Genomic DNA, 22730 nt, shown 5'->3' with positions numbered 1-22730 from the left:
CGAGCAATCCTTGTCTATGCTGAGAACGCCTTGCTGGCATTCCAGGGTTGGGATGCCATGCAGCCACTGCGGCGGAGCCTGTAGTGGAAACAAGAGAGTCGTCCCGTCAACGGGGCACGACCCCGCATCAACCGACAAGGATGTGACACCCCATGAAGCTTGCTTCCTTAAGCGACGGCCGCCGCGGCCCCGCGCAAGTCTGGAACAGCGCCCCGCAACTGGCGCTGATCTCCCCCGTTACGCCCTCCTCATTAGTGCCGCCTGGCGCACGCGTGGTGATCATCGCGCCTCATCCCGGCGATGAAGTGCTGGCCTGCGGCGGCTTGCTGCAATTGCTCAGCACGCTGGAACACCCGCTGCAACTGATCTCCATCACCGACGGCAGCGCCAGCCATCCTGGGTCCAACGTGTGGCCGGCGAGCCGCTTGAGCGTGGTCCGCCCCCAGGAAAGCGCTGAAGCCCTGCGCCGCCTGGGCATGCCGCTGCACAGCCTGAAGTGGATTCGCGGTGGTTTCTGCGACAACGCCCTCGCCGCCCGCGAGCCACAGCTGAGCCAATTCATTGCGCGTTACCTGCAGCCCGGCGACGTGGTGTTCAGCACCTGGCGCAACGACGGCAATGATGACCATGACGCGGTCGGTCGTGCCAGTGCCAAGGCGTGCAGCCTGGTGGGCGCGCAGTTGCACGAACTGCCGATCTGGGCCTGGCACTGGCCTGCTCGCGAAGGCGCGCTCATCCCCTGGCAACGCGCGCGCAAAGTACGCCTGGACACCTGGACCGTGGCGCGCAAACTCCACGCCGCCCATGCCTATGCCAGCCAGTTGGCCGGTGACCCGCAAATCGGCTTGCCGCCCATACTGGCCCAGGTGCTGCTGGAACGAATGCGTGAACCTTATGAAATCGTGCTGTCCTGACACCCAACTCGTTCATACCTGTTAATTCTGACAGTGGCGGCTTGGCGAATGGATGGCTAGGGTGGAAAAAGCGCTGCACCACGTCAGGTGCAGTCGAGAAAGCCATGCCAACCCTTTGCATTGGCCGGTGTTTTCAGAATCAGGTAACCCGCTGTCCCTGCTCCGTATCGCGCATCACGTTGTCATGGTCTGGCCCGCGCCTGCCTTTGCAGGCGCCGGGGCAACTATCCCCTCGAGTGAGGACGGATCATGCGCGCACGGACACTCTCTTGGTTGTACCTGATCGTCATAACGGTGTGGCCGCTGGCCTCTTATGGCGCCTGCACCATCAACAACACGGCCGGCGATGACGTCTCCAATTGTGACAGCGGCACGGCGCCGGGCTTTACCGACACCGGGGGCAACAACACGCTCAATGTCTCAGGGACGGGCCAGGTGACTGGCGACGTGACGTATGGCGACGGGGAGGATAAGGTGGATATCAGCGGCGGTCGGGTCGGTACCGTCAGCACGGCGGACGGTATCGACACCTATGCCCAGAGCGCCGGCACTGTAGCGAATGTGTTTCAAGGCAACGGCCGGGATATCTTCAGGATGAGCGGTGGCACCATCACAGGCGCCTTCGAAGACGGCGACGATGCCAAAATGGCCGCCGGCACCATCGGTCGCGTCGACATGAAACTCGACAACAACATCTTTGATATGTCGGGTGGCCGCATCATCGGCAACCTGGTCACCGGCTTCGGCAACGACACCATCCTGATCTCGGGCACCGCATTTGTGGGCGGCAACATCAGTGTCAGCGGCGGTGACGACCACGTGACCGTCTCGGGCGGTGAGGTGAACGGGCAGATCCTCCTCAGTTTCGGCAATGACGACTTCATCTGGACCGGCGGCAACCTGCATTCGTTTGTGCTGATGGGTGCGGGGGACGACACGGCACTGCTGCAGAATCTGACAAGCGCTCAATTGGCGGCAGCGCAACTAGTGGACGGCGGTTTGGGCAACGACAAACTTACCCTGGACAACACCAAGGCCGGGGACCCTGGCCTGCTGCCCAACTGGGAAGCCATCCAGCTGGACAACGGCTCCGAGCTGACCCTGAGCGGTACGACGCTCAAGCTGGGTGATAGCGGTTCCGGTACCGGCACACTGGGACTGGATGGCACGAGCAAACTGCAGGCCGGTACGGGCGTGATCGAAGCCTTTACCGCCGGCCGGTTGGTTACCGTAAAAAACAGCGGCGTGATCGACATGACCACGGGCAGTTCCAGCACCAGCGACTCATTGACCATCAGGGGCAATTACACCGGCAATGGTGGGCGCCTTGCACTGCAAAGTGCTTTGGGGGGCGACGGTTCGCCCAGCGACAGGCTGGTGATTGACACAGGTGTCATTGGGGGTAGCACAGCGATCAGCGTGACCAACCTGGGGGGTGCGGGTGCGGCGACGCTGCAGGATGGTATCCAGGTGGTGCAGGCCCTTAATGGTGCCTCCGGCAGTGCCAACGCCTTCACCCTCGCCAGCCCGGTCTCCGCGGGTGCGTTCGACTACCGCCTGTTCAAGGGCGGTGTAACCGCAGGCACGGCAGAGAATTATTACCTGCGCTCCACTGTCCCGGTGCAGCCATCAGGCCCTGAGATCATCGTACCTTTACCGAGCCCGGGCGAGCGTCCCTTGCCCCCTAACCCAGGGACCGAGCCAGAGCCTATCTACCGCAAGGAAGTGCCGATCTACGCCGCACTGTTTCCAGCTGCCAAGCAGATCGTGCTCGCCATGCTGGGGACCTATCACGAACGCATGGGGGACCAGAGCCAACAACAGAGCGGCAACGGCTTGGCCGGCTGGAGCCGAGTCTACGGCAGCAGCAGCCGTCAAGGGTTTGCTGGCACGGTGAGCCCGACGCTGGACAGCACGGTCAAGGGCTTCCAGGTAGGCAGCGATGTCTACACCGCCACCGACGACAGCGGGCGTACCCATCGCGTTGGGCTGTTTGTGGGCCAGAGTACGCTCAAAGGCAACGTCAAGGGCTTCAACGGTGGCTGGCAAGATCTGGACGCCGGCAAGACCACCTTGCACGCTGACAGCGTGGGGGGGTATTGGGCGCTGATCGGTGCCAATCGGGCGTATCTGGACCTGGTGCTGATGGGCAGTCGTTTCAAAGGCAACAACGAATCGGACCGTGGCGTGAAGATGAAAACCCGAGGGCGCAACATGAGCGCGTCCGTCGAAGTCGGCTGGCCGTTCCAGGTCACCCCGCGCTGGACAGTGGAACCACAGGCTCAAGTGATCGTCGGCAAGACAAAGCTCGACAGCCAGAACGACGGTATCTCCGACGTCAAGTACGACGCAGATACCAGCGTCACCTCCCGCCTGGGTGTAAGGCTACGCGGTGATTACAACGTCCGTGGCATGCCGTGGCAGCCCTATGCGCGCGCGAACGTCTGGCACGCCAGCGCCGGGGACAACAGTGTGATTTACAACCGCACCACCCGGATCGGTACCGAACAGAAATCCACCACCCTGGAAGTCAGCCTGGGTGCCATCTTGCAGGTTGCTCGCGATGTGGCTCTGTATGGCGAAATCGGCTCCAACCGCAATCTGGACAGCAACACTTACAACGGCCACGAAGGCACTGTGGGTGTCAGGGTGGCGTTCTAGGTTTGTATCGCAGTGTGTACGCAGCCCGCTGCGATACACAGCCTTTAACTCGGCGGGTTTCCTGAAACAGGCCAGATACAGCCGGGCGTTCAACTGAGCACCGGCACACATCCAGCCGCAGGAGGCTCGCCATGCACGCTCAGTTGAACCGCCGCTCCACACCACTTTTCCTGGCCATTGCCCTGGCGCAATTCGGCATCCTGGGCATGGCCCACGCCGAAATGCCCGAGGCACCGACCAAAGTTGTCACCAGCGCGCAAACCGCCTTCGGTGCCCTCAAGCACGTCAAGGCCGGCCTGCTCGATGTGGCCTATGCCGAAGTCGGCTCCGCCACCGGCCCGGCGGTGATCCTGCTGCATGGCTGGCCCTACGACATTGACAGCTACGCCCAGGTCGCGCCGTTACTGGCGGCCAAGGGCTATCGCGTGTTGATCCCTTACGCACGGGGTTATGGCGACACACGTTTCCTCTCGAATGACACCCTGCGCAACGGCCAACCGGCGGCGCTGGCCAGTGATGTGATCGACTTCATGGACGCCCTGAAGATCAAGCAAGCGGTACTCGGCGGCTACGACTGGGGCGCGCGCTCGGCGGACATCGTCTCGGCACTGTGGCCGGAGCGGGTCAAGGCGCTGGTGTCGGTCAGCGGTTACCTGATCGGCAACCAGGCCGCCGGCAAGAACCCACTGCCCCCCAAAGCCGAGTTGCAATGGTGGTACCAGTTCTACTTCGCCACCGAGCGCGGTGCCGCCGGCTACCAGAAAAACACCCACGACTTCGCCAGGCTGATCTGGCAACTGGCGTCGCCGCAGTGGAAGTTCGATGACGCCACGTTCGACCGCAGCGCCAAAGGCCTGGAAAACCCGGATCACGTAGCGATCACCGTGTTCAACTACCGCTGGCGCCTGGGCCTGGTCCAGGGCGAGACGAAGTACGACCCACTGGAGCAGAAACTCGCCCAGGCGCCGTCCATTGGCGTGCCGACCATCACCCTCGAAGGCGACGCCAACGGCGCCCCGCACCCGCAGCCCGAGGACTACGCCAAGCGCTTTACCGGCAAGTACGAGTTCCGCCTGATCAAGGGTGGCATTGGCCACAACCTGCCGCAGGAAGCGCCCGAGGCATTTGCCAAGGCGGTCATCGATGCGGATCACCTGTGATGAAGCGTCTGTGCATGGCCGCATTGACCCTCGCGAGTTCGACCGGCGCCTTCGCCGACAGCGCAGCCTCGCCGATCTACGGCGTGACCATCCCCGACGGCTACCGCCAATGGGAACTGGTGGCGCCGGCCCAGGAAGCCGACCCGTTGAACGAACTGCGCGTGGTGCTGGGCAACAGCGCTGCGCTCAAGGCTTACCGGGAGGGCAAGTTGCCTTTCCCGGATGGCACCGTCCTGGCCAAGTTGGCGTGGAAACACGAGCCGTCACCGGACTTCAAGACCGCGTCCATCCCTGGCGCGGCGACCACGGTGCAGTTCATGGTCAAGGACTCGAAAAAATACGCATCCACCGGTGGCTGGGGCTTTGGACGCTTCATCAATGGCAAACCCGCCGATGAAGCGCAGCACCAGACGTGTTTTGCCTGCCACCAGGCGTTGGTGAAAGACCGGGATTATGTCTTCACCAGGCTGGCCCCCTGAAAGCCCGCCCTTTCAAGGTCTCTGGTCAGAACTGGCGACAAATACCCTGTGGCGAGCGGGCTTGCCCCGCGCTGGGCTGCGAAGCGGCCCCAAAGCCAGCCGCCGAGGAGTGCCTGACTCACCGCATTCCTCCTTACAGGGTCGCTTCGCAACCCAACGCGGGGCAAGCCCGCTCGCCACAAATCAGCCAGATATGGCCGGTTTTTTCAACGACCTTGAAAGCGCAGACCCTGAAAGCGCGAAAACTGATAGGCGATTCCCAGCCAGATGAACCAGGCCGGCATCACGCACAGCGCCAGGCGTGTATCCGGCCGCAACGCCAGCAGGCCCAGTACAAACGCGAGAAACGCCAGGGCAAACCAGGCCATCGGCACACCGCCTGGCATCTTGTAGGTGGATTGGGCGTGCAGGTCCGGGCGTTTTTTGCGGTAGGCGATGTAGGACGCGAGGATGGTCGACCAGGTAAAAATCACCAGGATCGCCGACACCGTCGACACGATGGTGAAGGCGGTCATCACCTCCGGCACCACAAACAGCAACACCAGCCCCAGCAACATCAGCAAACTGGTAAACGCCAGGCTGATAAACGGCACGCTGCTGTTGGACAAGCGCCGGAAGATACCCGGCGCATCACCCAGGTCGGCCAGGCCGAACAACATGCGGCTGGCGGAAAACACCCCGCTGTTGGCCGACGACGCTGCCGAGGTCAGCACCACAAAGTTCACGATGCCCGCTGCGGCGGGAAACCCTGCGACGAGGAACAACTCGACAAACGGGCTCTTGCTCGGCGACACCTGCTGCCAGGAGGTCACCGCAATGATGCATGCCAGGGCCAGCACGTAGAACAGGATGATGCGCAGCGGGATCGAGTTGATCGCCTTGGGCAAGGTCTTTTCCGGCGCACGGGTTTCGGCGGCGGCGGTGCCGATCAACTCGGTGCCGGCAAAGGAAAAGATCGCCATCTGGAAGCCGGCAAAAAAGCCGAACAGGCCGTTGGGAAATGCCGCCTGTTTATCCAGCAGGTGGCTCAACGAAGCGGTGACACCGGTGGGCGAGACGAACGAACTGGCGATCAGCACTCCACTCACCCCGATCAAGGTCACCACGGCGACGATCTTGATGATCGCGAACCAGAACTCCACTTCGCCGAACAGCCTGACCGTCAGCACATTCAGTGCGAACAGGGTCAGCAACATGCCCACCGCCGGCATCCAGGCCGGTACATCGGGGAACCAGTACTGGAAGAAACCGCCGACCACAACCGCGTCCCCCACCACCGCCACGCTCCAGCTCAACCAGTACGACCACCCGAGAAAGAACGCCGCGCGCGGCCCCAGGTAAGCACCGGCAAAGTCGGCGAAACTCTTGAAGTCGAGGTTGGACAGCAGCAGCTCGCCCATGGCGCGCATCACGAAGTACACGAACAGCCCGATGATCATGTAGATCAGGATGATCGACGTGCCGGACAGCGCGATGATCTTGCCGGAGCCCATGAACAGGCCGGTGCCGATCGCGCCGCCCATGGCCATCAACTGGATATGGCGGTTGCTCAGGGTGCGTTGCAACGCAGGCTGTTCACACAGCCCGGGCGTGGTTGCTTTCATCACAAAACCTCTTGTTATGTTTTTGAGTTTTGGCAGAAGAAAAGTCGAGGGGTCGTTGTTATTGGCTGTGGTGTTCGAAACCGTGCAGCACGTTGACCGCATTGATGCCGATCTCATCGACCATGTAGCCGCCTTCCATCACGAACAGCGTGGGCACGCCGACGCTGGCGATGATCTCCCCCATGCGGAGGAAGTCTTCGCTGTCGAGCAGGAAGTGGCTGATAGGGTCGTCCTTGAAGGTGTCGACGCCCAGGGAAATCACCAACACTTCAGGGGCGAAGCGGCGCAGTTGCTGGCAGGCGTCGATCAGGGCGGTGCGGTAATGGGTCCAGTTGGTGTTTTTCGGCAATGGGTAGTTCAGGTTGAAGCCCTCACCAGCGCCGACGCCGCGCTCGCTGCCGGCACCGGAAAAGTAAGGGTAGGACACCGCCGGGTCGCCATGCAGGGAGATGAACATCACGTCCGGGCGGTCGTAGAAAATGTTCTGGGTGCCATTGCCATGGTGAAAATCCACATCCAGCACCGCCACGCGCCGGGCGCCCTGGGTGATGGCGTGCTGCGCGGCAATCGCGGCGTTGTTGAGGTAGCAATAACCACCCATGTATTCACGGGCTGCGTGATGGCCCGGTGGGCGGCACAGGGCAAAGGCGCTGCGATGGCCTTCGTCGAGCAACGCCAGGCCGGTCAGTGCGATGTCGGCGCTGGTCTTCACCGCCTGCCAGGTGGTGCGGGTAATCGGCGAACCGGCGTCCATCGCGTAAAAACCGAGCTTGCCGTCGATGAACGCCGGCACCTGCTGGTTGGCCAGGTCGCGTACCGGCCACACCAGGGGCAAGGCGTCATGGCTGCGGCCGATGGCAGTCCATTCGGCCCAGGCGGTTTCGAGGAACGCCACGTAGCGTTCGCTGTGGGCGGCGACGTAGCAGGCCCGGTCAAAACGGCGCGGCGTGATGATATCGCCCAGGCCAACCTGACGGACCCGGTCACGCACGGTGTCGGCGCGACTGGGTTGTTCGAACGAGGGCTTGAGCACGCCGTCCTTGAGTTCGGTGCCATGGTGCAAACGGTGGGCTTCGCTGAAAACAGTCAACATGTGAGGGCATCCGCCAGTAAAAGACAGGGTCTATTTTGTTCTGGCGGCAGTGGGCTTTCTTTGCTTTTACTTACGGCACTGTTAGGTTTATCGAGAATATTTACCTCAACGGCGCATGATTATGAAAAATAAAACCAGACAGGTCGTTCTTGACGACACCGATCTCGCCATCCTCGCCCTGCTGCAGCAAGACGCCAGTATTTCCAACGCGCAGTTGAGTGAGCGCCTGTCCCTGAGCCTCACGCCCTGCTGGCGCCGACGCAAACGCCTGGAAGAAGAAGGCGTGATCAAGGGCTACCAGGCCAACCTCGACCGCAAGATGCTCGGGCTGGATATCCTGGCGTTCGTGCATGTGCGTTTTGCGATCCATACCGACCATGCGCCGGACGCGTTCGAGACCGTGGTGAAGGAACTGCCGCAGGTGTTGTCGTGCCACAAGATCACCGGGGATGCCGATTACCTGTTGCAGGTGCTGGCCGAAGACCTGGACAGCTACAGCGAGTTCGTCGAGAGCGTGTTGCGGCGCCAGTTAGGGATTGCGTCGATTCAATCGAGCCTGGCGCTGAGGGAGGTCAAGGCGACGAGTCGGGTGGCCATTCCACAGCGCGAATAACCGGCGCTTTCCAGGGGCGCGATATGGCAAATCGCCGTCACTGCGATGTGAAAAATTCGTTAACTAATTCTCCCTGAAGGCTTTTTCCTACAGGAACAATCTGCCAGACTAATGCGAATAATTATCAACAGATTTATTATTCGCTAGGGACGGCGTTCGGGGAGAGTCAGTTCCATGTCAGTGCAACAACACGGCGGTAACGTTTTTTCACCCAGCCTGATGGCATTGGCGGTCTGTCTGGCCAGTTCTTCCGCGGTCTTTGCCGCCGATACCCAGGCACCGGCCGCCACCCTTGAGTTGGGCGCCACGCAAATCTCCGGCGAAGAGCAACTGGGCGAAACCACTGAAGGCACCCAGTCCTACACCACCGGCGCGATGAAAACGGCAACCAAGCTGCCGTTGACCATGCGCGAAACCCCACAGGCCGTCACCGTCATTACCCGCCAGCGGATGGATGACCAGGCGATGACCAGCATCAACGATGTGGTCAAGGCCACCCCGGGGTTGTTCCTGAATTTTTCCAGTGGCCCTGGCCGGCAGTCCTACACGTCACGCGGCTTCGACATCGACAACCTGATGTATGACGGCATCCCCAGCGGCTACAACGGCGTCACTGTCGGCGCACAACCGAACCTGGCGATGTTCGATCGCGTCGAAATCGTGCGCGGCGCCACCGGCCTGGTCACCGGCGCGGGCAACCCTTCCGCCGCCATCAACCTGGTCCGCAAGCGCCCACTGGACGAGCAGAAAGTCACGCTGACCGGCGCCGCCGGCAGTTGGGACGACTATCGCGGCGAACTCGACGCCTCCAGCCCGCTCAACGACAGCGGCACCTGGCGCGGTCGCGTGGTTACCTCGTACCGCGATGCCAACAGCTTCATCGACAACGCCGAGGAGTATCACGGCCTGTTCTATGCCGTCACCGAAGCCGACCTGAGCGAAGACACCACCCTGACCCTGGGTTTCTCCAACCAGAAGGACAAGACCAATTACTTCTGGGGCTCGTCGATGGTCGGCCTGGATGGCCATCACCTGAACCTGCCGCGCTCCTACAACCCCGGCACTGACTGGGAAAACAAGGACCAGGAGATCAACACCGTATTCGCCGAACTGCGCCAGCAACTGGCCAACGACTGGAAACTGCAAGTCAACGCCAACTATGCCGAACAGAACGCGTTGTTCTCCGGTTCCTACCAGTCGCGCTGGGTCGCCAACACACTGGCGCGCACGGTCTACCAGGCGGCCTACGATGAAAACCAGGCAGGTGCCGACGTCTTCGCCAGCGGCCCCTTCCAGGCGTTCGGGCGTGCCCATGAACTGGTGGTAGGCGCCAGCCGGCGCATCTACGACATGACCACCCACAACTACAGCCCCTACAACACCAACTGGCCGCTCACAGCGGGCAAACCGGACTTCGTCCATACCACCAATGACCGTGACGTGACCACCCAGGATGGTGTCTACGTCACCACCCGCCTGAACCTGGCCGACCCGTTGAAGCTGATCCTCGGCGGGCGCCTGGACTGGTACGACTACGACGCCCATGGCAGCAACACCGGTGACTACAAGGTCACCCGCAACCTCACCCGCTACGCCGGCCTGATCTACGACCTGGACGACCACCACTCGGTGTATGTCAGCTACAGCGACATCTTCACGCCCCAGAGCGAAAAAGACACCTCCGGCAGCCCGCTCAAGCCCATCGTCGGCAAGAACTACGAGGTGGGTATCAAGGGTGAATACCTGGGGGGTGCGCTCAACGCGAGCGTGGCGCTGTTCCGCGTCGACCAGGAAAACCGTGCCGTCGGCGTGACAGTCGCAAACTGCCCGCAGGCCTCCTGCTCTGTGGCCTCCGGCGAGATTCGCAGCCAGGGCATCGACTTCGAACTGCAAGGCGCCCTGACCGAGAACTGGCAGGTCGGCGGTGGCTACACCTACGCGCGCACGCACACCATCAAGGACGCCGCCAACCCGCAGAAGGTCAACAAGCAGTTCGACACCGACACCCCGGAGCACCTGTTCAAGCTGACCACCAACTACCGCTTCCAGGGCCCGTTGGAAAAACTCCGCGTGGGCGGCAACGTCTCCTGGCAGAGCCGCATGTACAACGACTTCAAAGTCGCGGATGGCAGCACCTACCGCCTGCAGCAGGGCGCCTATGCTGTCACCGACCTGATGGCCGGCTATCAGGTCAACCAGCACCTTGACCTGCAACTCAACGCCAACAACATCTTCGACCGCCGTTACTACCAGTCCATCTCCAACTCCGTAAGCTATGGCGGCGACTCCTACGGCAACCCACGCAATATGATGCTGACCGCCAAGTACAGCTTCTGACCGCCCTCCGAACCACGGCTATCCGCCCGGGTAGCCGCCCCTAAAGTCCCGCCTCCCGATGCCGATACACGTTTGGCATCACTGAATCCAATAACAATCAAAAACACCTGATTCGCTCCACCCTGCCCTTCGCTTTGTTCCGGCCAGACCACATGGAGTAAGTGTGAATGCCCACCCGCACGCGTTTTTCCGAGCACTACCGTAAAGCCGACCGCATCATGCTGGCGCTGGTCTGGCTGATGTTCCTGTTTTCCCTGGGCCTGGCGTTCTGGCACGACACCCTGGTGCAGGCCGTGATAGTCGGCGGTAGTACCAGCGTGGTGCTGACCGCGCTTTACCGCGCCATCGGTGGTACCCGTGTCATGCGCTGCGCGCTCGGCGCGGGCTTGATGGTCATGGCGGCATTGCATATCAACCAGGCCCAGGGCTTGATCGAAGCGCACTTCGGCATCTTCGCGTTGCTCGCGGTGCTGACGTTTTACCGTGACTGGCTGCCGATCCTGGTGGCGGCGGCCACCATCGCCGTGCACCACGTGGTTTTCCATGCGCTGCAACATCAAGGCTTTCCAGTGTTCGTGATGGAACACCACGGCGGCTGGACCATGGTGTTCGTGCATGCGTTCTACGTGGTGATGGAGACCGTCGCCCTGCTCTACCTGGCCGTGCACAGCCAGGCCGAAGCGGTCGAGAGCCAGGAAATGCTCGAGAAGATGCTGGCGGTCACTTCCCAGCTCACCGTTGAAACCGCCCAAGGCGACCAGGGCAAGACCCACGTCTCCCTCGCCAAGCGTTTCGACCATTTTCTGCATCAGTTGACCGGCCTGATCGACGGCGTCGCCCGTGACTCCCACGGCCTTGGCCAACTCGGCCAGGAACTGGCCAGCGCCAGCGGCACCCTGGAAAAAGGCGCACGGCACCAACTGGCGCAAATCACCGAGATGAGCGGCTCGATGCAGCGCATGGAAGACGCCATGGGCCACATTGCCGTGCACGTCGAGCAAGCGGTGGATCATGCCGGCAAGGCCAGCCAACAGATCCTGCGCGGCCAGGAAAGCGTCGGCCGCGCCCAGCAGGAAATCACCCAACTGGCCACCCGCCTCAGCGGCACCCACGACACGGTGCAGGGCCTGGCCCTGCAAACCGAACAGATCGGCACCGTGCTTGAAGTGATCAGCAGCATTGCCAACCAGACCAACCTGCTGGCCCTCAACGCCGCCATCGAAGCCGCCCGCGCCGGCGAGCAAGGCCGTGGCTTCGCCGTGGTTGCCGACGAAGTGCGCAACCTGGCGCAACGCACGGCGGTATCCACCCAGGAAATCAAAACCATCATCGAAGGCCTGCAACACGGCAGCCGGCAGGCGGTGCAAGCCATGCATGATAGCCGCGAGGGCGTAGAGCGCTGCGTGGAGGACAGCCAAGTGGCCGTTGACATGCTGCGCGCAGTGGGCGACGACATCGCCCACATTGATGACCTCAATGGCCGTATCGTGACCACAACCCGCGAGCAGACCACGGCGAACCTGGAGATTGTCGGGCGTCTGCAGTCGGTGCAGAGCATTGCGCAAAGCACCGCGGACGATGTGGAAACCCTGGCACGCAGCAGCGAGCGGTTGCCGCCGATCGCGGTGCGCCTGGATGCGCTGGGGCGCAGGTTTCATCAATGATGTCTGGTTTGTCGGCAACGCCCGCAAGGTTTGCATAGTGCGCCAACAGGCGGGCAACCACCTGGTACCGCTCAGCCAGACCGGGCTCACCGAGCCGCCTCAACGCGTTCGCCGTCCGCCGCGCCTGAAGTGCGTTGATTGCAGGGTGACCGGCATACCGGGCCAGGCGATAAGCACCGCGATCTGCGCATTGTGCAATCGGGGTTCCTGGGACCAGCAGCCTGGCGGCGTTATGCAGCCGCTCCAGGCTGCGCCCCAGTTCGAGTGACAGATAGCCCAGTGCATCGACTGGCGAGTCATCCGTGCCCGACAACGCCCGCAATGAGACCAGCCGATGAAGCTGCCTGGCGTGCCACTTCGACAGGTTCATACGTCCCCCGACACGCAGTAGTCGCAAGATGTCCCGATGAAGCGCGTGCTGTAGAGCACGCACATGGCTGCCGGGTTTCCTCGGCAGGATCTGGAACGCCAACATACAGATAGCCATCGCCACCAACCAAGCGAGCGCCTGATTGGCGAAGTCGATGAAATCGTAATGGGCCGTGCCGCCGGTGCCGACCAGCGTGTTGAACGCAATCAGATAGGCAATGCCTTGCAGGGCATGGCGCGGCTGGGTCGTAGCCTGGATACCCCATACCCAGAACACGCTCAATACAACGCTGAGCAGCGCAAAACCATTGATCTGAGGCAGCAGCAGAAACTTGCAGGCAGCCGCCGCCACAATGCCGTAGAGCGTACCCCTGAGGAAGCCGTCAAGCCCTCGGGTGGGCGCCGGGTGGGTCGCCAGCAAGGTGCAACACGGCCCCAACACCGCCAGCAAGGTCGGGCCCTGGTCCCAGCCCGTCAGGTACCACACCGCGCCGGTCACCAGGGTGGCGGCCAAGGCGCGGACCCCATTGCGCAGCGCATCGCCATAATGACGATGGAAAGCTACCGTCCGTACAGGCGGCGGGGTGGCGCTTTCAAGGCTGGCAAAACTCGATAAGGCGCCGGACAGGTCCGCCACTGCCTCGGTCAACCCATCCGGGGATTCACTTTCATGCTCAAGAACGCCTTGCAGGACGCTGACCCGCGCGGCAGCCGTGACGAAATCGAAGGGGATCTGCGCCAGTTGCTCAAGGGCCTGGCCCGCTCCAACGCACGCGGGCAACGGGGGCAGGCTTGGAGTGACCAGCACGGCGGCCTGCAAATGCGCCAGCCCACCCTGGAGCGTCTTGAGCCTGGAACGAATCAGGTACGACTCACCTCGCCCGATCCCGAGCAGTTCATCCACCTTATTTATATCGAGGGCGAGTTGCGCGGGGTCGCCTGCGTCGCCCTTGAATCGAAGGGCCAGTAACCGTAGCGTGCGCGTGGAAACGTCCCCAAGCGCCTGCTTCAGTTGTGCCTCGACCGTCTTGCGCCCCAGCAGCGAGGCCACCAGGCTCAGGCTCAAGACCCCAAGGACCACCGCCGTTCCCCGTGTGACGATGTGATCGAAGCCTTGCTCAGGCGCAACGATGGCAGGGCCAAGGGCAAGGCAAACGGTATAGCCCGCAACCACGGCCGCCGTGGCGTGATAGTGCCGCAGCAGGGTCATGGCTGCGACACACAACCCCAACCACACGCCGATCCCCAGAATGAACAGCAGCATCTGTTGGGCGAACATCCCCATCAGGATCACGGCAACGGCCAACCCCAGCAGGGTACCCACGACGCGCATCACACCTTTGCCCACCACCGCGCCCTGGATCGGATGAATCAGTAGCAACACCGTCGACGCTGCCGAGAACGGCGAGTCCAGGTGCAATTGCAAACCCAGCCACAATGCCAGCACGGCCGCTACCACACTGCGGCCCACATAGCCCAAGGTATCCCGGGTCCATGGCCGCGGCAGCGCGGCCAACCAGCACCACACATGCACGGCCATCACATGAACGCCTGCAGCCAGCGCGTGAGCCGCCAACGCGCGTCGGCATTTGCCTGGCCGACTTCAATGCTCGCCGTCATGCCCGCCGCCAACTCCACTCCCTGTGGCACGCTGTCCAACTCGATCCGCACAGGCACGCGCTGGGCCAGGCGTATCCAACTGAACGTCGGTGCCACCTGGGGCAAGCCGCTGTCACCACGCAGCTCGTTAGTGTCGGCGATGCCCCGGCCAATACTGGCGACATGCCCTTGAAGCAGCGGCGCAAACCCCATCAGTTTGATCGACGCCGGCGCGCCCAACAGCACGCCAGGCAGCTTGGTTTCTTCAAAATAGGCGGTCACCCAGAAACTCTGGCTGTCGACCACATAAATATTGGTGCTGCCCGCCACGGCGTAGTCACCCGGTTGAAGCCGAAGTTGCGTCACATACCCTTCGACCGGCGAACGCACGGCAGTGCGCCCCAGGTCGAGCTGGGCCTGGGCCAACTGGCTGCGCGCCGCGTCCAGCCGGGCTTTGGCCACAGCCAATTGCTGGGCGGCGTTGTCGGTTTCTTCCCGTGCAATCGCATCGCCGAGTTGGCTGCGGCGCCTGAACTGCGCAGTGCGCTGCTCGAAAATACTGCGAGCCTCGGCCAGCTCCGCCATGCGCTGTTGCTGGGCGATCTGGTAGGCACGCTGATCGATCTCATACAGCAATGCACCTTTGGCAACCCATTGGTTGTCGCCCACCAGCAAGCGTTCCACCTGCCCGGACACCTCGGGCGCAATGTGGATGACCTGGGCGCTGACCCGCCCATCCCGCGTCCAGGGCGCCAGCACATAGGCGCGCCACAACTGCATGCAGAACAACAGGGCAACCAGCCCCAACCCCAGCGTCACGGCCATCTTGAACAGTTTATTGAGCGTCATGGCGCCGCCCTCACAGCTTCAGCACGAGGGTCGAGAGGACAATGAGCGAGACAAAAAACCGCGCCAGACTGGGGTGCCAGGTCCGGTCCAGCCAAGTGCGCACGACCCGCTCCAGCACACCGTAGACCAATGCCGCCGCTCCCACATACAGCAGGAACGGCGGCAGGTAGAGGTTGGCAATCGTGATTTCGCTCAGCATGGTTCAAGTCTCGTAACGGCCTTCAGGGTGAGGCCCTTGGTGAGCATGGTAGGGCGTGCCTGAAACGGCCGATATTGAGTATGCTGCCAGCCTATAATCAATTTCGGACAGTCGACGGGGGATTTGATGAACGAGACAACCCTGTACACGGTGGAGCAATTCGAACTCGACGACCTGGGTCAACCCGCCGTGGCGGTAATGCTGGGCGCACAGCGCAACGACGCGGAATACGCGGTGCACAGCCATCGCAAAGGCCAGCTGGTGGTGGCCTATCACGGCGGCATCGTGTGTACGGTGGAGGATGGTGTATGGATGGTGCCTACCGGATTCGGCGTGTGGATTCCGGCGGGTATCGCTCACAGCAACCGCATCACCGCCAACGGCAAAGTCGGTTTTCTGTTCATAGAGCCCAATGCGGCTGCGTTGCCGCAAACCTGCTGCACGCTGGTGCTGTCGCCACTGATTCTCGAACTGATCCTGCACCTGAGCACCCTCGACCAGGACTATCCGGATCCGAGCGCGAGCGCACGCCTGGCCCGCGTGCTGCTTGAACAACTGGAGCAGGCCCCTTCGGAGCGACTGTACCTGCCCCTGCCCGCTTCGGCGCAGCTGCGCGTCATCGCCCGTCGTCTGGCCGAGGCTCCGGATAACCGCTGCACCATGGCGCAATGGGCGCAGCAGGTGGCGATGAGTGAGCGTTCCCTGGCGCGCCTGGTCAAGCGCGAAACCGGGCTGACCTTTGGCCAATGGCGCAAGCAATGGCAAATCATCGTGGCCTTGCAGAACCTGGCCGAGGGCGAGTCGGTGCAGCGTACCGCCGAGGCGCTGGGGTACGAGTCCGTCAGCTCGTTTATCAGCATGTTTCGCAAGACGCTGGGGTCGTCGCCAGCACGCTACATCCGCAGTACCCGACCGACGACGCCTGGCGCCATTGCCTGACCTGGCCCAATTCCTGCGTGCCTCCCCCCACCCCGTCGCTACTGACTACGCGGACGACTCTTTTGGGCCCCGCCGCCCAAGCACCTGCACCGATAATCGGTCATCCCCCCAGCTATCCCGAGGCCTTCCCCCATGACGAGCCCCTCCACCGAACAGGTCAGCCCGCAAACCCTGCGCAAGGTCATCATCGCCGCCGGCATCGGTAATTTCGTCGAGTGGTTTGACTTCGCCGTCTATGGCTTCCTCGCCACCACCATCGCCCAGCAATTCTTCCCCAGCGGTGACGCCAGCGCAGCGTTGCTCAAGACCTTCGCCGTGTTTGCCGTGGCGTTCGCGTTCCGGCCCCTGGGCGGTATTTTTTTCGGCATGCTCGGCGACCGCATCGGCCGCAAGCGCACCCTGGCCATGACCATCCTGTTGATGGCCGCTGCCACCACGTTGATCGGCCTGCTGCCCACCTACGCCGCCATCGGCGTCACGGCGCCGATTCTGTTGTCGCTGATCCGCTGTGCCCAGGGCTTCTCCGCCGGCGGTGAATACGCCGGTGCCTGTGCTTATCTGATGGAGCACGCGCCGAGTGACAAACGCGCCTGGTATGGCAGTTTCGTGCCGGTGTCGACGTTTTCCGCTTTCGCCGCCGCCGCCGTGGTGGCCTATGCCCTTGAGGCGTCATTGTCCGCCGAAGCCATGGGCAGTTGGGGCTGGCGCCTGCCGTTCCTGATTGCCGCGCCACTCGGCCTGGTGGGCCTTTACCTGCGCTGGAAGCTGGACGAGACGCCTGCCTTCCAGGCCGTGAAGGAAGAGCACGCCGTCGCCCACTCCCCGCTCAAGGAAACCTTGCGCAACCATGGTGCGGCGATCTGCTGCCTGGGCGCTTTTGTGTCACTGACGGCGTTGTCGTTTTATATGTTCACCACCTACTTCGCGACGTACCTGCAAGTAGCGGGCGGGTTGAACCGGGCGATGGCGCTACTGGTGTCGCTGATCGCGTTGATTTTCGCGGCGGCGATCTGCCCGCTGGCGGGGCTGTATTCGGACCGGGTCGGGCGGCGCGTCACGGTGATGACTGCCTGTGTATTGTTGATCGTGGTGGTGTATCCGTCGTTCCTGATGGCCAGCTCCGGTTCGTTTGCGGCGTCGATTGTCGGCGTGATGTTGTTGGCGGTTGGGGCGGTGCTGTGCGGCGTGGTCACGGCGGCCTTGCTCTCGGAGACCTTCCCGACCCGTACGCGCTATACCGCTTCGGCGATCACCTACAACATGGCGTACACGATCTTCGGCGGCACCGCGCCGCTGGTGGCGACATGGTTGATCAGCACCTCGGGCAGCAACCTGTCACCGGCGTTTTACCTGATTGCCGTGGCGTTGCTGGCACTGGCCGGTGGGTTGGCGTTGCCGGAGACGTCGCGGATGTCCTTGCACGACGTGGGTGGTGAGCAAACAAGCACCGCACCTTTGCTTTCACGGTAAACGGCAGGAGGGTGAACGCCGCTGGATGCAGGTAGGATCAGTTCGACACCTGCCTGCTGCCGCATCCAGACCTTCAACAGCGTTTTCTGCAGGCGCCGCAGCGAACCCTTTGGTGCGCATCTGCTAAACCGCCGCAGCCATGCGCGCTCTAGAACCCCAGGCGAACGTCACGACCATCAGCAACCCCATGCCCGCCATCGCCGCGCCGGCCAGGGAAATCGCCGGGTAGCCCAGCCCTGCGTTGATCACTGCTCCCCCCACCGCTGCACCAATCGCGTTGCCGAAGTTGAAGGCGCCGATGTTCACGGCCGAGGCCAGGTTCGGCGCATCTTTGGCCGCTTCCATCACACGCATCTGCAACGGCGGCACGACGGCGAAGCTGGCGATACCCCAGATGAGGATGCTCACCGCTGCCGGTATCGGCCAACGCATCAGGAATGCGAAGGCCAGCAGGACCAGAATCAGTGCGCTCAGCGAGACGATCAGGGTCCGGTCGATCGAGCGATCTGCCGCCTTGCCACCCCATACATTGCCCAGGGTCAACCCGACGCCGAACAGCACCAGCATGGCCGTGATAAAGGGGGTAGACGCATGGGTCTCGTTGCTCAGGATCGGCGCGATGTAGGTAAACACGGTGAACATAGCACCGGAACCCACCACGGTCAGGGCCAGAGCCGCCAGTACCGAACCACGCCCCAGCACCTTGATTTCGGCCAGCACACCGTCGCTTTTCGGCAGCGGCAGGTCAGGCAGCGCGAACCACAGCGCGACCATGGTCACCAGGCCCAGTCCGCCAATGCCCCAGAACGCCGTACGCCAGCCAAGCAGTTCACCCAACCAGGTCGCCAGTGGCACCCCACCAATGGTCGCCAGGGTCAGGCCCATAAACATCGCGGCGACGGCTCCGGCGCGCTTGTCCGGCGCGACCACACTGGCCGCGACGATGGAACCGACACCAAAAAACGCGCCGTGGTTGAGCGAAGTGATGACGCGGGCAATCAACAGATCGTAATAGCCGGTTGCAAGCGCCGACATTACGTTACCCAGGGTGAAAATGGCCATAAGCCCGACCAGCAAGTGACGACGGGGAATCTTGCCAGTGGTCAAGATCATCAGTGGCGCACCGAACAATACCCCCAGGGCGTAGGCGCTGACCAACAGCCCCGCAGTGGGAATCGAAACGCCCAGGTCATTGGCGATGGTGGGCAACATGCCCATAGGCGCGAACTCAGTGACGCCAATGCCAAAGGCACCGACAGCAAGGGCTACAAGGGGTGGATTGATACGCATGGAAGACTCCTCATTTATGCCGCAAATGCTACGATCAACGCTTTGACGGCACTAGACCGTTTAATTGGCAATCACCTTTGCGCGCGAGGCAAAAATGGATTTCAACGGCAGATCGGGTGAGATGGCGGTATTCGCGATGGTGGCGCAGGAAGGCAGCTTGTCGGCAGCAGCGCGGGCATTACGATTGACGCCCTCGGCCGTCAGCCGCGTCATCGCACGCACAGAACAACGCCTGGGCACCCGCCTGTTGATTCGCACGACCCGCGCCCTCGCCTTCACAGCCGAAGGCGAGGCGTACCTTCGCGGCGCCCGGCGCATCCTGGCCGACATGGCGGAAGTCGAAGAAGCCATCGCCGACCAGGGCGCGCCCAAAGGCCGGCTGCGGGTCAGTGCGGCCCTGGGCCACGGCCGCATGACCATCGTGCCGTTGGTGGCGGCGTTCAGCGCCCGCTACCCAAACATTGTGGTGGACCTGACCTTGGGCGACGAGGTGGTCGACATCCTCGGCGGCCAGGCTGACGTGGCAATCCGCTTTGGCGACCTGCCAGACAGCCCGCTGACAGCCCGGCGCATCGGCGACACCGGCCAGGTCCTGGTGGCATCGCCGGAGTACCTCGCGCAACACGGCACGCCTCTGGAACCCAACGACTTGCTGCGCCACAACTGCCTACGGTTCAACTTCCGCCGTGCCCAATCCGACTGGCCCTTCGCCCGCGACGGCAGGGAGTTTTCCCTGAAGATAAACGGCAATATCGAATGCAGCAGTGGCGAAGCCCTCGCTCAACTGGCGCGATTAGGCGCCGGGATCGCACGCATCGGCGAGTTCACGGTTGCACAAGACCTGCAACGCGGTGACCTGGTGCGCCTGCTGGAATCCTGGAATCCCGGCGACCGGGAGCCGATCCACGTGGTGTTTGTCGGCGGTGCGAGCATGCCGGCGCGGATCCGCGTGTTTGTGGACTTTTTGCTGGAGCATCACCGGCTATAAACGTGCAGGCTTGTGCAGCCGCTCAAGCACCTCGTCAGCCGCCTCGCGCCATGCCTGCGTCGCGCCATTGTTTCTCAACACCGCCAACCCGGCCGCCGTAAAGGTGCCCGGTGTGGCAATGGCGCTACCCAATGCTGCCAGACTCGCGGATGGCTGGTGGCGGGCGCTGGCCAGACAGTCTTGCAGGTTGCCCATCACCAGTTGGGCGGCCTGGTCCTTGGACAGGCCTTTGTCGGTAAACCACTGCTGAAGATCACTCAGGAAGAAATAGAACCAGCCGTTCATGCAGGCCGCGACAGTGGCCAGTTCGAACGCCTCTTCCTCGTCCAATACAACCAATGAACCGAGCGCGCCCAGCAGCGTTGCATGGGGTTCGCCACCGGGCGTTACCACCACGGTCGCCTGGTTGATCTGCGCGGCATAGGACAGCATGGCGCGCACCACACGCGCTTGCGGGAACCGGCGTTGAAGCTCGGCCAGCTTCAATCCCGCCACCAGCGACACCAGCGTTTGCTCAGGTCTGAGCTGCACTTCATTCGAAAGCTGATCGACCATCTCTGGGCGCACGCCCAGGACCAACAAGTCCGCCCCATCGACAACCTGTTGATTGTCAGCCATCACCTCACAGTCCCACGGTTCAGCGAGTTGCTGCGCACGTTGGTGGTTACGCGGGGACAGCAGCAACCGCCCGCCAAACTCGCTGCGCCGCAGGCCGATCACCACCTTTTCCGTCAGCTCACCGACGCCCAGGATTCCAATCTTCAGCACGCTGTCCGCTCCGATTAATTCTGTAGTCGAGTGCATCATAGGCACGATTGCTGTCTTCATGCAGGCAGGCGTTCACGCTACACTCGCCGCTCTTAACATCGGCCAGGAAGGCAAGCATGAGCACTCAAGGGAAAGACCGGCAAATCGACAACATCGAATTCAACGTCAGCGATATTGCCCGCAGCAAAGCCTTCTACGGCGGCGCGTTCGGCTGGACGTTTGTCGATTACGGCCCCACCTATACCGAGTTCAGCGATGGGCGTCTGACTGGCGGGTTCACCACGGGGGAGCCGGTTCGGCCGGGTGGGCCTCTGGTCATTTTGTACGCCGATGACCTCGAGGCCACGCAGCAGCGACTCAAAAGCCTGGGGGCTGTCATCACCCGCGAGACATTTTCGTTCCCTGGTGGACGCAGGTTCCACTTCACCGATCCGGATGGCTATGAACTGGCGGTTTGGAAGGCCGATCAATAGGCCTCGACCCGACGCTTAGGCGAAGGCATCAATCGTTCTCCCTCAAGACCCACCTTCACAGGCCCTTTATTGCAGGGTTCGCCATGGGCGGTTCGCAAATGTCCTGCCTTCCCGCGCCTGTCACACTCATTCCCGAGCCCGGTAAAGACTATGCAATGGAACTTCAGAAGGTCAAAATCAGCACGTTCAAGGCCGGTTGCGTGATTGCCGTTCGCCAACCCGGCTTGTATTCATGGAGGAAAAATGCGGATCTACATCACCGGTGCATCGTGCGCGGGCGTCACCACGCTGGGTCGCAACCTCGCGATACGGCTCGGTATACGACACGTCGACGTTGATGATTTTTACTGGATGCCCACAAACCCTCCATTCACAACCAAGCGACCTCCCAACGACCGCGTTTCCTTGATGCAACAAGCACTCGGTGACGACGACTGGGTGCTGACCGGTTCGTGCATGATCTGGGGCGATGCGTTGATCGCCGATGCTGACTTGATTGTGTTTGTGGTCACACCCACGCCCGTTCGCCTCGAACGGTTGGCGGCCCGCGAAAAGGCCCGCTTTGGCGATCGGATCACACCCGGTGGTGATATGCATGCGATACACGCGGCCTTCCGGGAATGGGCTTCGCAATACGACGACCCGAATTTCTCAGGGCGCAACAGGGCGTGGCACGAAACATGGCTGTCACAGCAGACGGTACCGATTTTACGGATTGACGGGATGCGGGGTGCTGAACAGATGGCCGCTGAAGTCGCTAAGGTGGTGTCGCAAATGCCGAAACAGCTCAAAACATGAACGACTGAGGCTGTCCAACGACTTCCACTCCCCTTATCCTCACACCTCCCCGCACCCGCGAACCCGGAGCCGCCATGGACCTCGCCACCCTCGCCCTCTTTCTCCCCGGCGGTGGTGTTGCAGACGTCGGAGTTGTTGTTCTACGGGATCAAGATTCTGGGAGCGGCGTAACTGTTTTACCTGGCGTTGCAGTTGTGGCGCGCGAATCCCGAGGCTGAGGCGCAGGCGAGTACGGCCAAGGTCGGTTTGTGGGCATTGGCACGGCAGGAATCTTTAGTGGCGGCGGGCAAGCCAGGCGATGCTCAATATAAACTTGTATGACAGACTGCTTTCGACCGATTCTGTTGAAAAAGTAGCTCCCCCGTCTGGCCTGCGGCAAAATTCTCGCATCGGCCAGCAGGGAAGCACGCAGCATGATGGGACAGTTATCGAGTGGGCAGGAGCGACTGTTTTACTCGTTCAA

The 22730-nt window shown here is 62.2% G+C and carries 18 protein-coding genes and 2 pseudogenes; 13 read left to right on the top strand and 7 right to left on the bottom strand.

All coding sequences use genetic code 11. The annotated features are described in order from the left end of the window. The first annotated feature begins 152 nt into the window (after positions 1 to 152). The 4 genes from AC3WP7_RS27440 (at position 153) to AC3WP7_RS27425 (ending at position 5214) form a co-directional block, all read left to right on the top strand. The gene (locus AC3WP7_RS27440) at positions 153 to 914 is read left to right on the top strand and encodes a PIG-L deacetylase family protein (RefSeq protein ID WP_102592928.1); all 762 of its coding nucleotides are present in this window, start codon (positions 153 to 155) and stop codon (positions 912 to 914) included. A gap of 249 nt (positions 915 to 1163) precedes the next feature. Further along, positions 1164 to 3575 carry an autotransporter family protein gene (locus tag AC3WP7_RS27435; RefSeq protein WP_102592929.1) on the top strand — a complete coding sequence of 804 codons (2412 nt, stop codon included), beginning with the start codon at positions 1164 to 1166 and terminating at the stop codon, positions 3573 to 3575. A gap of 131 nt (positions 3576 to 3706) precedes the next feature. After that, positions 3707 to 4735: an alpha/beta fold hydrolase gene (locus AC3WP7_RS27430; RefSeq protein WP_102592930.1), complete on the top strand. Its 1029-nt coding sequence runs from the start codon at positions 3707 to 3709 to the stop codon at positions 4733 to 4735. Further along, positions 4735 to 5214 carry a cytochrome P460 family protein gene (locus AC3WP7_RS27425; RefSeq protein ID WP_102592931.1) on the top strand — a complete coding sequence of 160 codons (480 nt, stop codon included), beginning with the start codon at positions 4735 to 4737 and terminating at the stop codon, positions 5212 to 5214. Before AC3WP7_RS27430 ends, AC3WP7_RS27425 begins: the two co-directional genes overlap by 1 nt. Before the next feature lie 206 nt (positions 5215 to 5420). On the opposite strand, the gene AC3WP7_RS27420 is transcribed toward AC3WP7_RS27425, so the two are convergent. Together AC3WP7_RS27420 and AC3WP7_RS27415 are read right to left on the bottom strand one after the other, a co-directional pair. Continuing rightward, positions 5421 to 6818, bottom strand: coding sequence for an amino acid permease (locus AC3WP7_RS27420; protein ID WP_093121136.1), 1398 nt, complete (start codon positions 6816 to 6818; stop codon positions 5421 to 5423). 58 nt (positions 6819 to 6876) lie between these two features. Next, positions 6877 to 7911, bottom strand: coding sequence for a histone deacetylase family protein (locus tag AC3WP7_RS27415; protein ID WP_102592932.1), 1035 nt, complete (start codon positions 7909 to 7911; stop codon positions 6877 to 6879). A 121-nt stretch (positions 7912 to 8032) separates the two neighbouring features. On the opposite strand from AC3WP7_RS27415, the gene AC3WP7_RS27410 reads away from it, so the two are divergent. From AC3WP7_RS27410 to AC3WP7_RS27400, 3 genes are all read left to right on the top strand, one after another. Next, entirely contained in the window at positions 8033 to 8524 is a 492-nt protein-coding gene (locus tag AC3WP7_RS27410; protein WP_092243927.1) for an Lrp/AsnC family transcriptional regulator, read from the top strand. A 174-nt stretch (positions 8525 to 8698) separates the two neighbouring features. Then, positions 8699 to 10861, top strand: a complete 2163-nt coding sequence (locus tag AC3WP7_RS27405) for a TonB-dependent siderophore receptor (RefSeq protein WP_102592933.1) — start codon at positions 8699 to 8701, stop codon at positions 10859 to 10861. Positions 10862 to 11028: 167 nt separating this feature from the next. Next, positions 11029 to 12525 carry a methyl-accepting chemotaxis protein gene (locus AC3WP7_RS27400; protein ID WP_093530489.1) on the top strand — a complete coding sequence of 499 codons (1497 nt, stop codon included), beginning with the start codon at positions 11029 to 11031 and terminating at the stop codon, positions 12523 to 12525. A 31-nt stretch (positions 12526 to 12556) separates the two neighbouring features. Here AC3WP7_RS27400 and AC3WP7_RS27395 read toward each other — a convergent pair. From AC3WP7_RS27395 to AC3WP7_RS27385, 3 genes and pseudogenes are all read right to left on the bottom strand, one after another. Continuing rightward, positions 12557 to 14434, bottom strand: a pseudogene (locus AC3WP7_RS27395) (FUSC family protein); the annotation flags it as partial. Beyond that, complete coding sequence (locus AC3WP7_RS27390) at positions 14434 to 15342, bottom strand: efflux RND transporter periplasmic adaptor subunit (RefSeq protein WP_092243937.1); 909 nt, start codon at positions 15340 to 15342, stop codon at positions 14434 to 14436. The pseudogene AC3WP7_RS27395 and the gene AC3WP7_RS27390, both read right to left, overlap by 1 nt. 10 nt (positions 15343 to 15352) lie before the next feature. Continuing rightward, the gene (locus AC3WP7_RS27385; RefSeq protein ID WP_092243940.1) at positions 15353 to 15541 is read right to left on the bottom strand and encodes a DUF1656 domain-containing protein; all 189 of its coding nucleotides are present in this window, start codon (positions 15539 to 15541) and stop codon (positions 15353 to 15355) included. 126 nt (positions 15542 to 15667) lie between these two features. On the opposite strand from AC3WP7_RS27385, the gene AC3WP7_RS27380 reads away from it, so the two are divergent. Together AC3WP7_RS27380 and AC3WP7_RS27375 are read left to right on the top strand one after the other, a co-directional pair. Beyond that, positions 15668 to 16480 (top strand): AraC family transcriptional regulator, encoded by an 813-nt coding sequence (locus tag AC3WP7_RS27380; protein WP_093513327.1) that lies wholly within the window; start codon positions 15668 to 15670, stop codon positions 16478 to 16480. 132 nt (positions 16481 to 16612) lie between these two features. Continuing rightward, positions 16613 to 17950: an MFS transporter gene (locus AC3WP7_RS27375; RefSeq protein WP_102593288.1), complete on the top strand. Its 1338-nt coding sequence runs from the start codon at positions 16613 to 16615 to the stop codon at positions 17948 to 17950. A gap of 123 nt (positions 17951 to 18073) precedes the next feature. Here AC3WP7_RS27375 and AC3WP7_RS27370 read toward each other — a convergent pair whose 3' ends face one another. After that, positions 18074 to 19240 (bottom strand): MFS transporter, encoded by a 1167-nt coding sequence (locus AC3WP7_RS27370; RefSeq protein ID WP_102593287.1) that lies wholly within the window; start codon positions 19238 to 19240, stop codon positions 18074 to 18076. 94 nt (positions 19241 to 19334) lie between these two features. Here AC3WP7_RS27370 and AC3WP7_RS27365 point away from each other — a divergent pair, with 94 nt between their 5' ends. After that, positions 19335 to 20228, top strand: coding sequence for a LysR family transcriptional regulator (locus tag AC3WP7_RS27365; protein WP_093513420.1), 894 nt, complete (start codon positions 19335 to 19337; stop codon positions 20226 to 20228). Here AC3WP7_RS27365 and AC3WP7_RS27360 read toward each other — a convergent pair. Further along, entirely contained in the window at positions 20223 to 20996 is a 774-nt protein-coding gene (locus tag AC3WP7_RS27360; RefSeq protein ID WP_102593286.1) for an NAD(P)-binding domain-containing protein, read from the bottom strand. The two genes, AC3WP7_RS27365 and AC3WP7_RS27360, sit on opposite strands and share 6 nt — an antisense overlap. Positions 20997 to 21112: 116 nt before the next feature. Here AC3WP7_RS27360 and AC3WP7_RS27355 point away from each other — a divergent pair, with 116 nt between their 5' ends. From AC3WP7_RS27355 to AC3WP7_RS27345, 3 genes and pseudogenes are all read left to right on the top strand, one after another. Then, positions 21113 to 21469, top strand: a complete 357-nt coding sequence (locus AC3WP7_RS27355) for a VOC family protein (RefSeq protein WP_092243954.1) — start codon at positions 21113 to 21115, stop codon at positions 21467 to 21469. 243 nt (positions 21470 to 21712) lie between these two features. After that, positions 21713 to 22267: an ATP-binding protein gene (locus tag AC3WP7_RS27350; RefSeq protein WP_092243960.1), complete on the top strand. Its 555-nt coding sequence runs from the start codon at positions 21713 to 21715 to the stop codon at positions 22265 to 22267. A gap of 108 nt (positions 22268 to 22375) precedes the next feature. Continuing rightward, positions 22376 to 22561, top strand: a pseudogene (locus AC3WP7_RS27345) (LysE family translocator); the annotation flags it as partial. Positions 22562 to 22730 lie beyond the last annotated feature (169 nt).

The sequence above is a fragment of the Pseudomonas sp. FW305-3-2-15-C-LB1 genome (assembly GCF_058787615.1).
Note: the sequence above shows the minus strand (reverse complement) of the source record. Positions and strands in the feature narration are given on the sequence as shown.

Excerpts from the sequence above, each read along its gene's own strand:
- AC3WP7_RS27440 (WP_102592928.1), top strand. The coding sequence starts at position 153 with ATGAAGCTTGCTTCCTTAAGCGACGGCCGCCGCGGCCCCGCGCAAGTC.
- AC3WP7_RS27435 (WP_102592929.1), top strand. The coding sequence starts at position 1,164 with ATGCGCGCACGGACACTCTCTTGGTTGTACCTGATCGTCATAACGGTG.
- AC3WP7_RS27430 (WP_102592930.1), top strand. The coding sequence starts at position 3,707 with ATGCACGCTCAGTTGAACCGCCGCTCCACACCACTTTTCCTGGCCATT.
- AC3WP7_RS27425 (WP_102592931.1), top strand. The coding sequence starts at position 4,735 with ATGAAGCGTCTGTGCATGGCCGCATTGACCCTCGCGAGTTCGACCGGC.
- AC3WP7_RS27420 (WP_093121136.1), bottom strand. The coding sequence starts at position 6,818 with ATGAAAGCAACCACGCCCGGGCTGTGTGAACAGCCTGCGTTGCAACGC.
- AC3WP7_RS27415 (WP_102592932.1), bottom strand. The coding sequence starts at position 7,911 with ATGTTGACTGTTTTCAGCGAAGCCCACCGTTTGCACCATGGCACCGAA.
- AC3WP7_RS27410 (WP_092243927.1), top strand. The coding sequence starts at position 8,033 with ATGAAAAATAAAACCAGACAGGTCGTTCTTGACGACACCGATCTCGCC.
- AC3WP7_RS27405 (WP_102592933.1), top strand. The coding sequence starts at position 8,699 with ATGTCAGTGCAACAACACGGCGGTAACGTTTTTTCACCCAGCCTGATG.
- AC3WP7_RS27400 (WP_093530489.1), top strand. The coding sequence starts at position 11,029 with ATGCCCACCCGCACGCGTTTTTCCGAGCACTACCGTAAAGCCGACCGC.
- AC3WP7_RS27390 (WP_092243937.1), bottom strand. The coding sequence starts at position 15,342 with ATGACGCTCAATAAACTGTTCAAGATGGCCGTGACGCTGGGGTTGGGG.
- AC3WP7_RS27385 (WP_092243940.1), bottom strand. The coding sequence starts at position 15,541 with ATGCTGAGCGAAATCACGATTGCCAACCTCTACCTGCCGCCGTTCCTG.
- AC3WP7_RS27380 (WP_093513327.1), top strand. The coding sequence starts at position 15,668 with ATGAACGAGACAACCCTGTACACGGTGGAGCAATTCGAACTCGACGAC.
- AC3WP7_RS27375 (WP_102593288.1), top strand. The coding sequence starts at position 16,613 with ATGACGAGCCCCTCCACCGAACAGGTCAGCCCGCAAACCCTGCGCAAG.
- AC3WP7_RS27370 (WP_102593287.1), bottom strand. The coding sequence starts at position 19,240 with ATGCGTATCAATCCACCCCTTGTAGCCCTTGCTGTCGGTGCCTTTGGC.
- AC3WP7_RS27365 (WP_093513420.1), top strand. The coding sequence starts at position 19,335 with ATGGATTTCAACGGCAGATCGGGTGAGATGGCGGTATTCGCGATGGTG.
- AC3WP7_RS27355 (WP_092243954.1), top strand. The coding sequence starts at position 21,113 with ATGAGCACTCAAGGGAAAGACCGGCAAATCGACAACATCGAATTCAAC.
- AC3WP7_RS27350 (WP_092243960.1), top strand. The coding sequence starts at position 21,713 with ATGCGGATCTACATCACCGGTGCATCGTGCGCGGGCGTCACCACGCTG.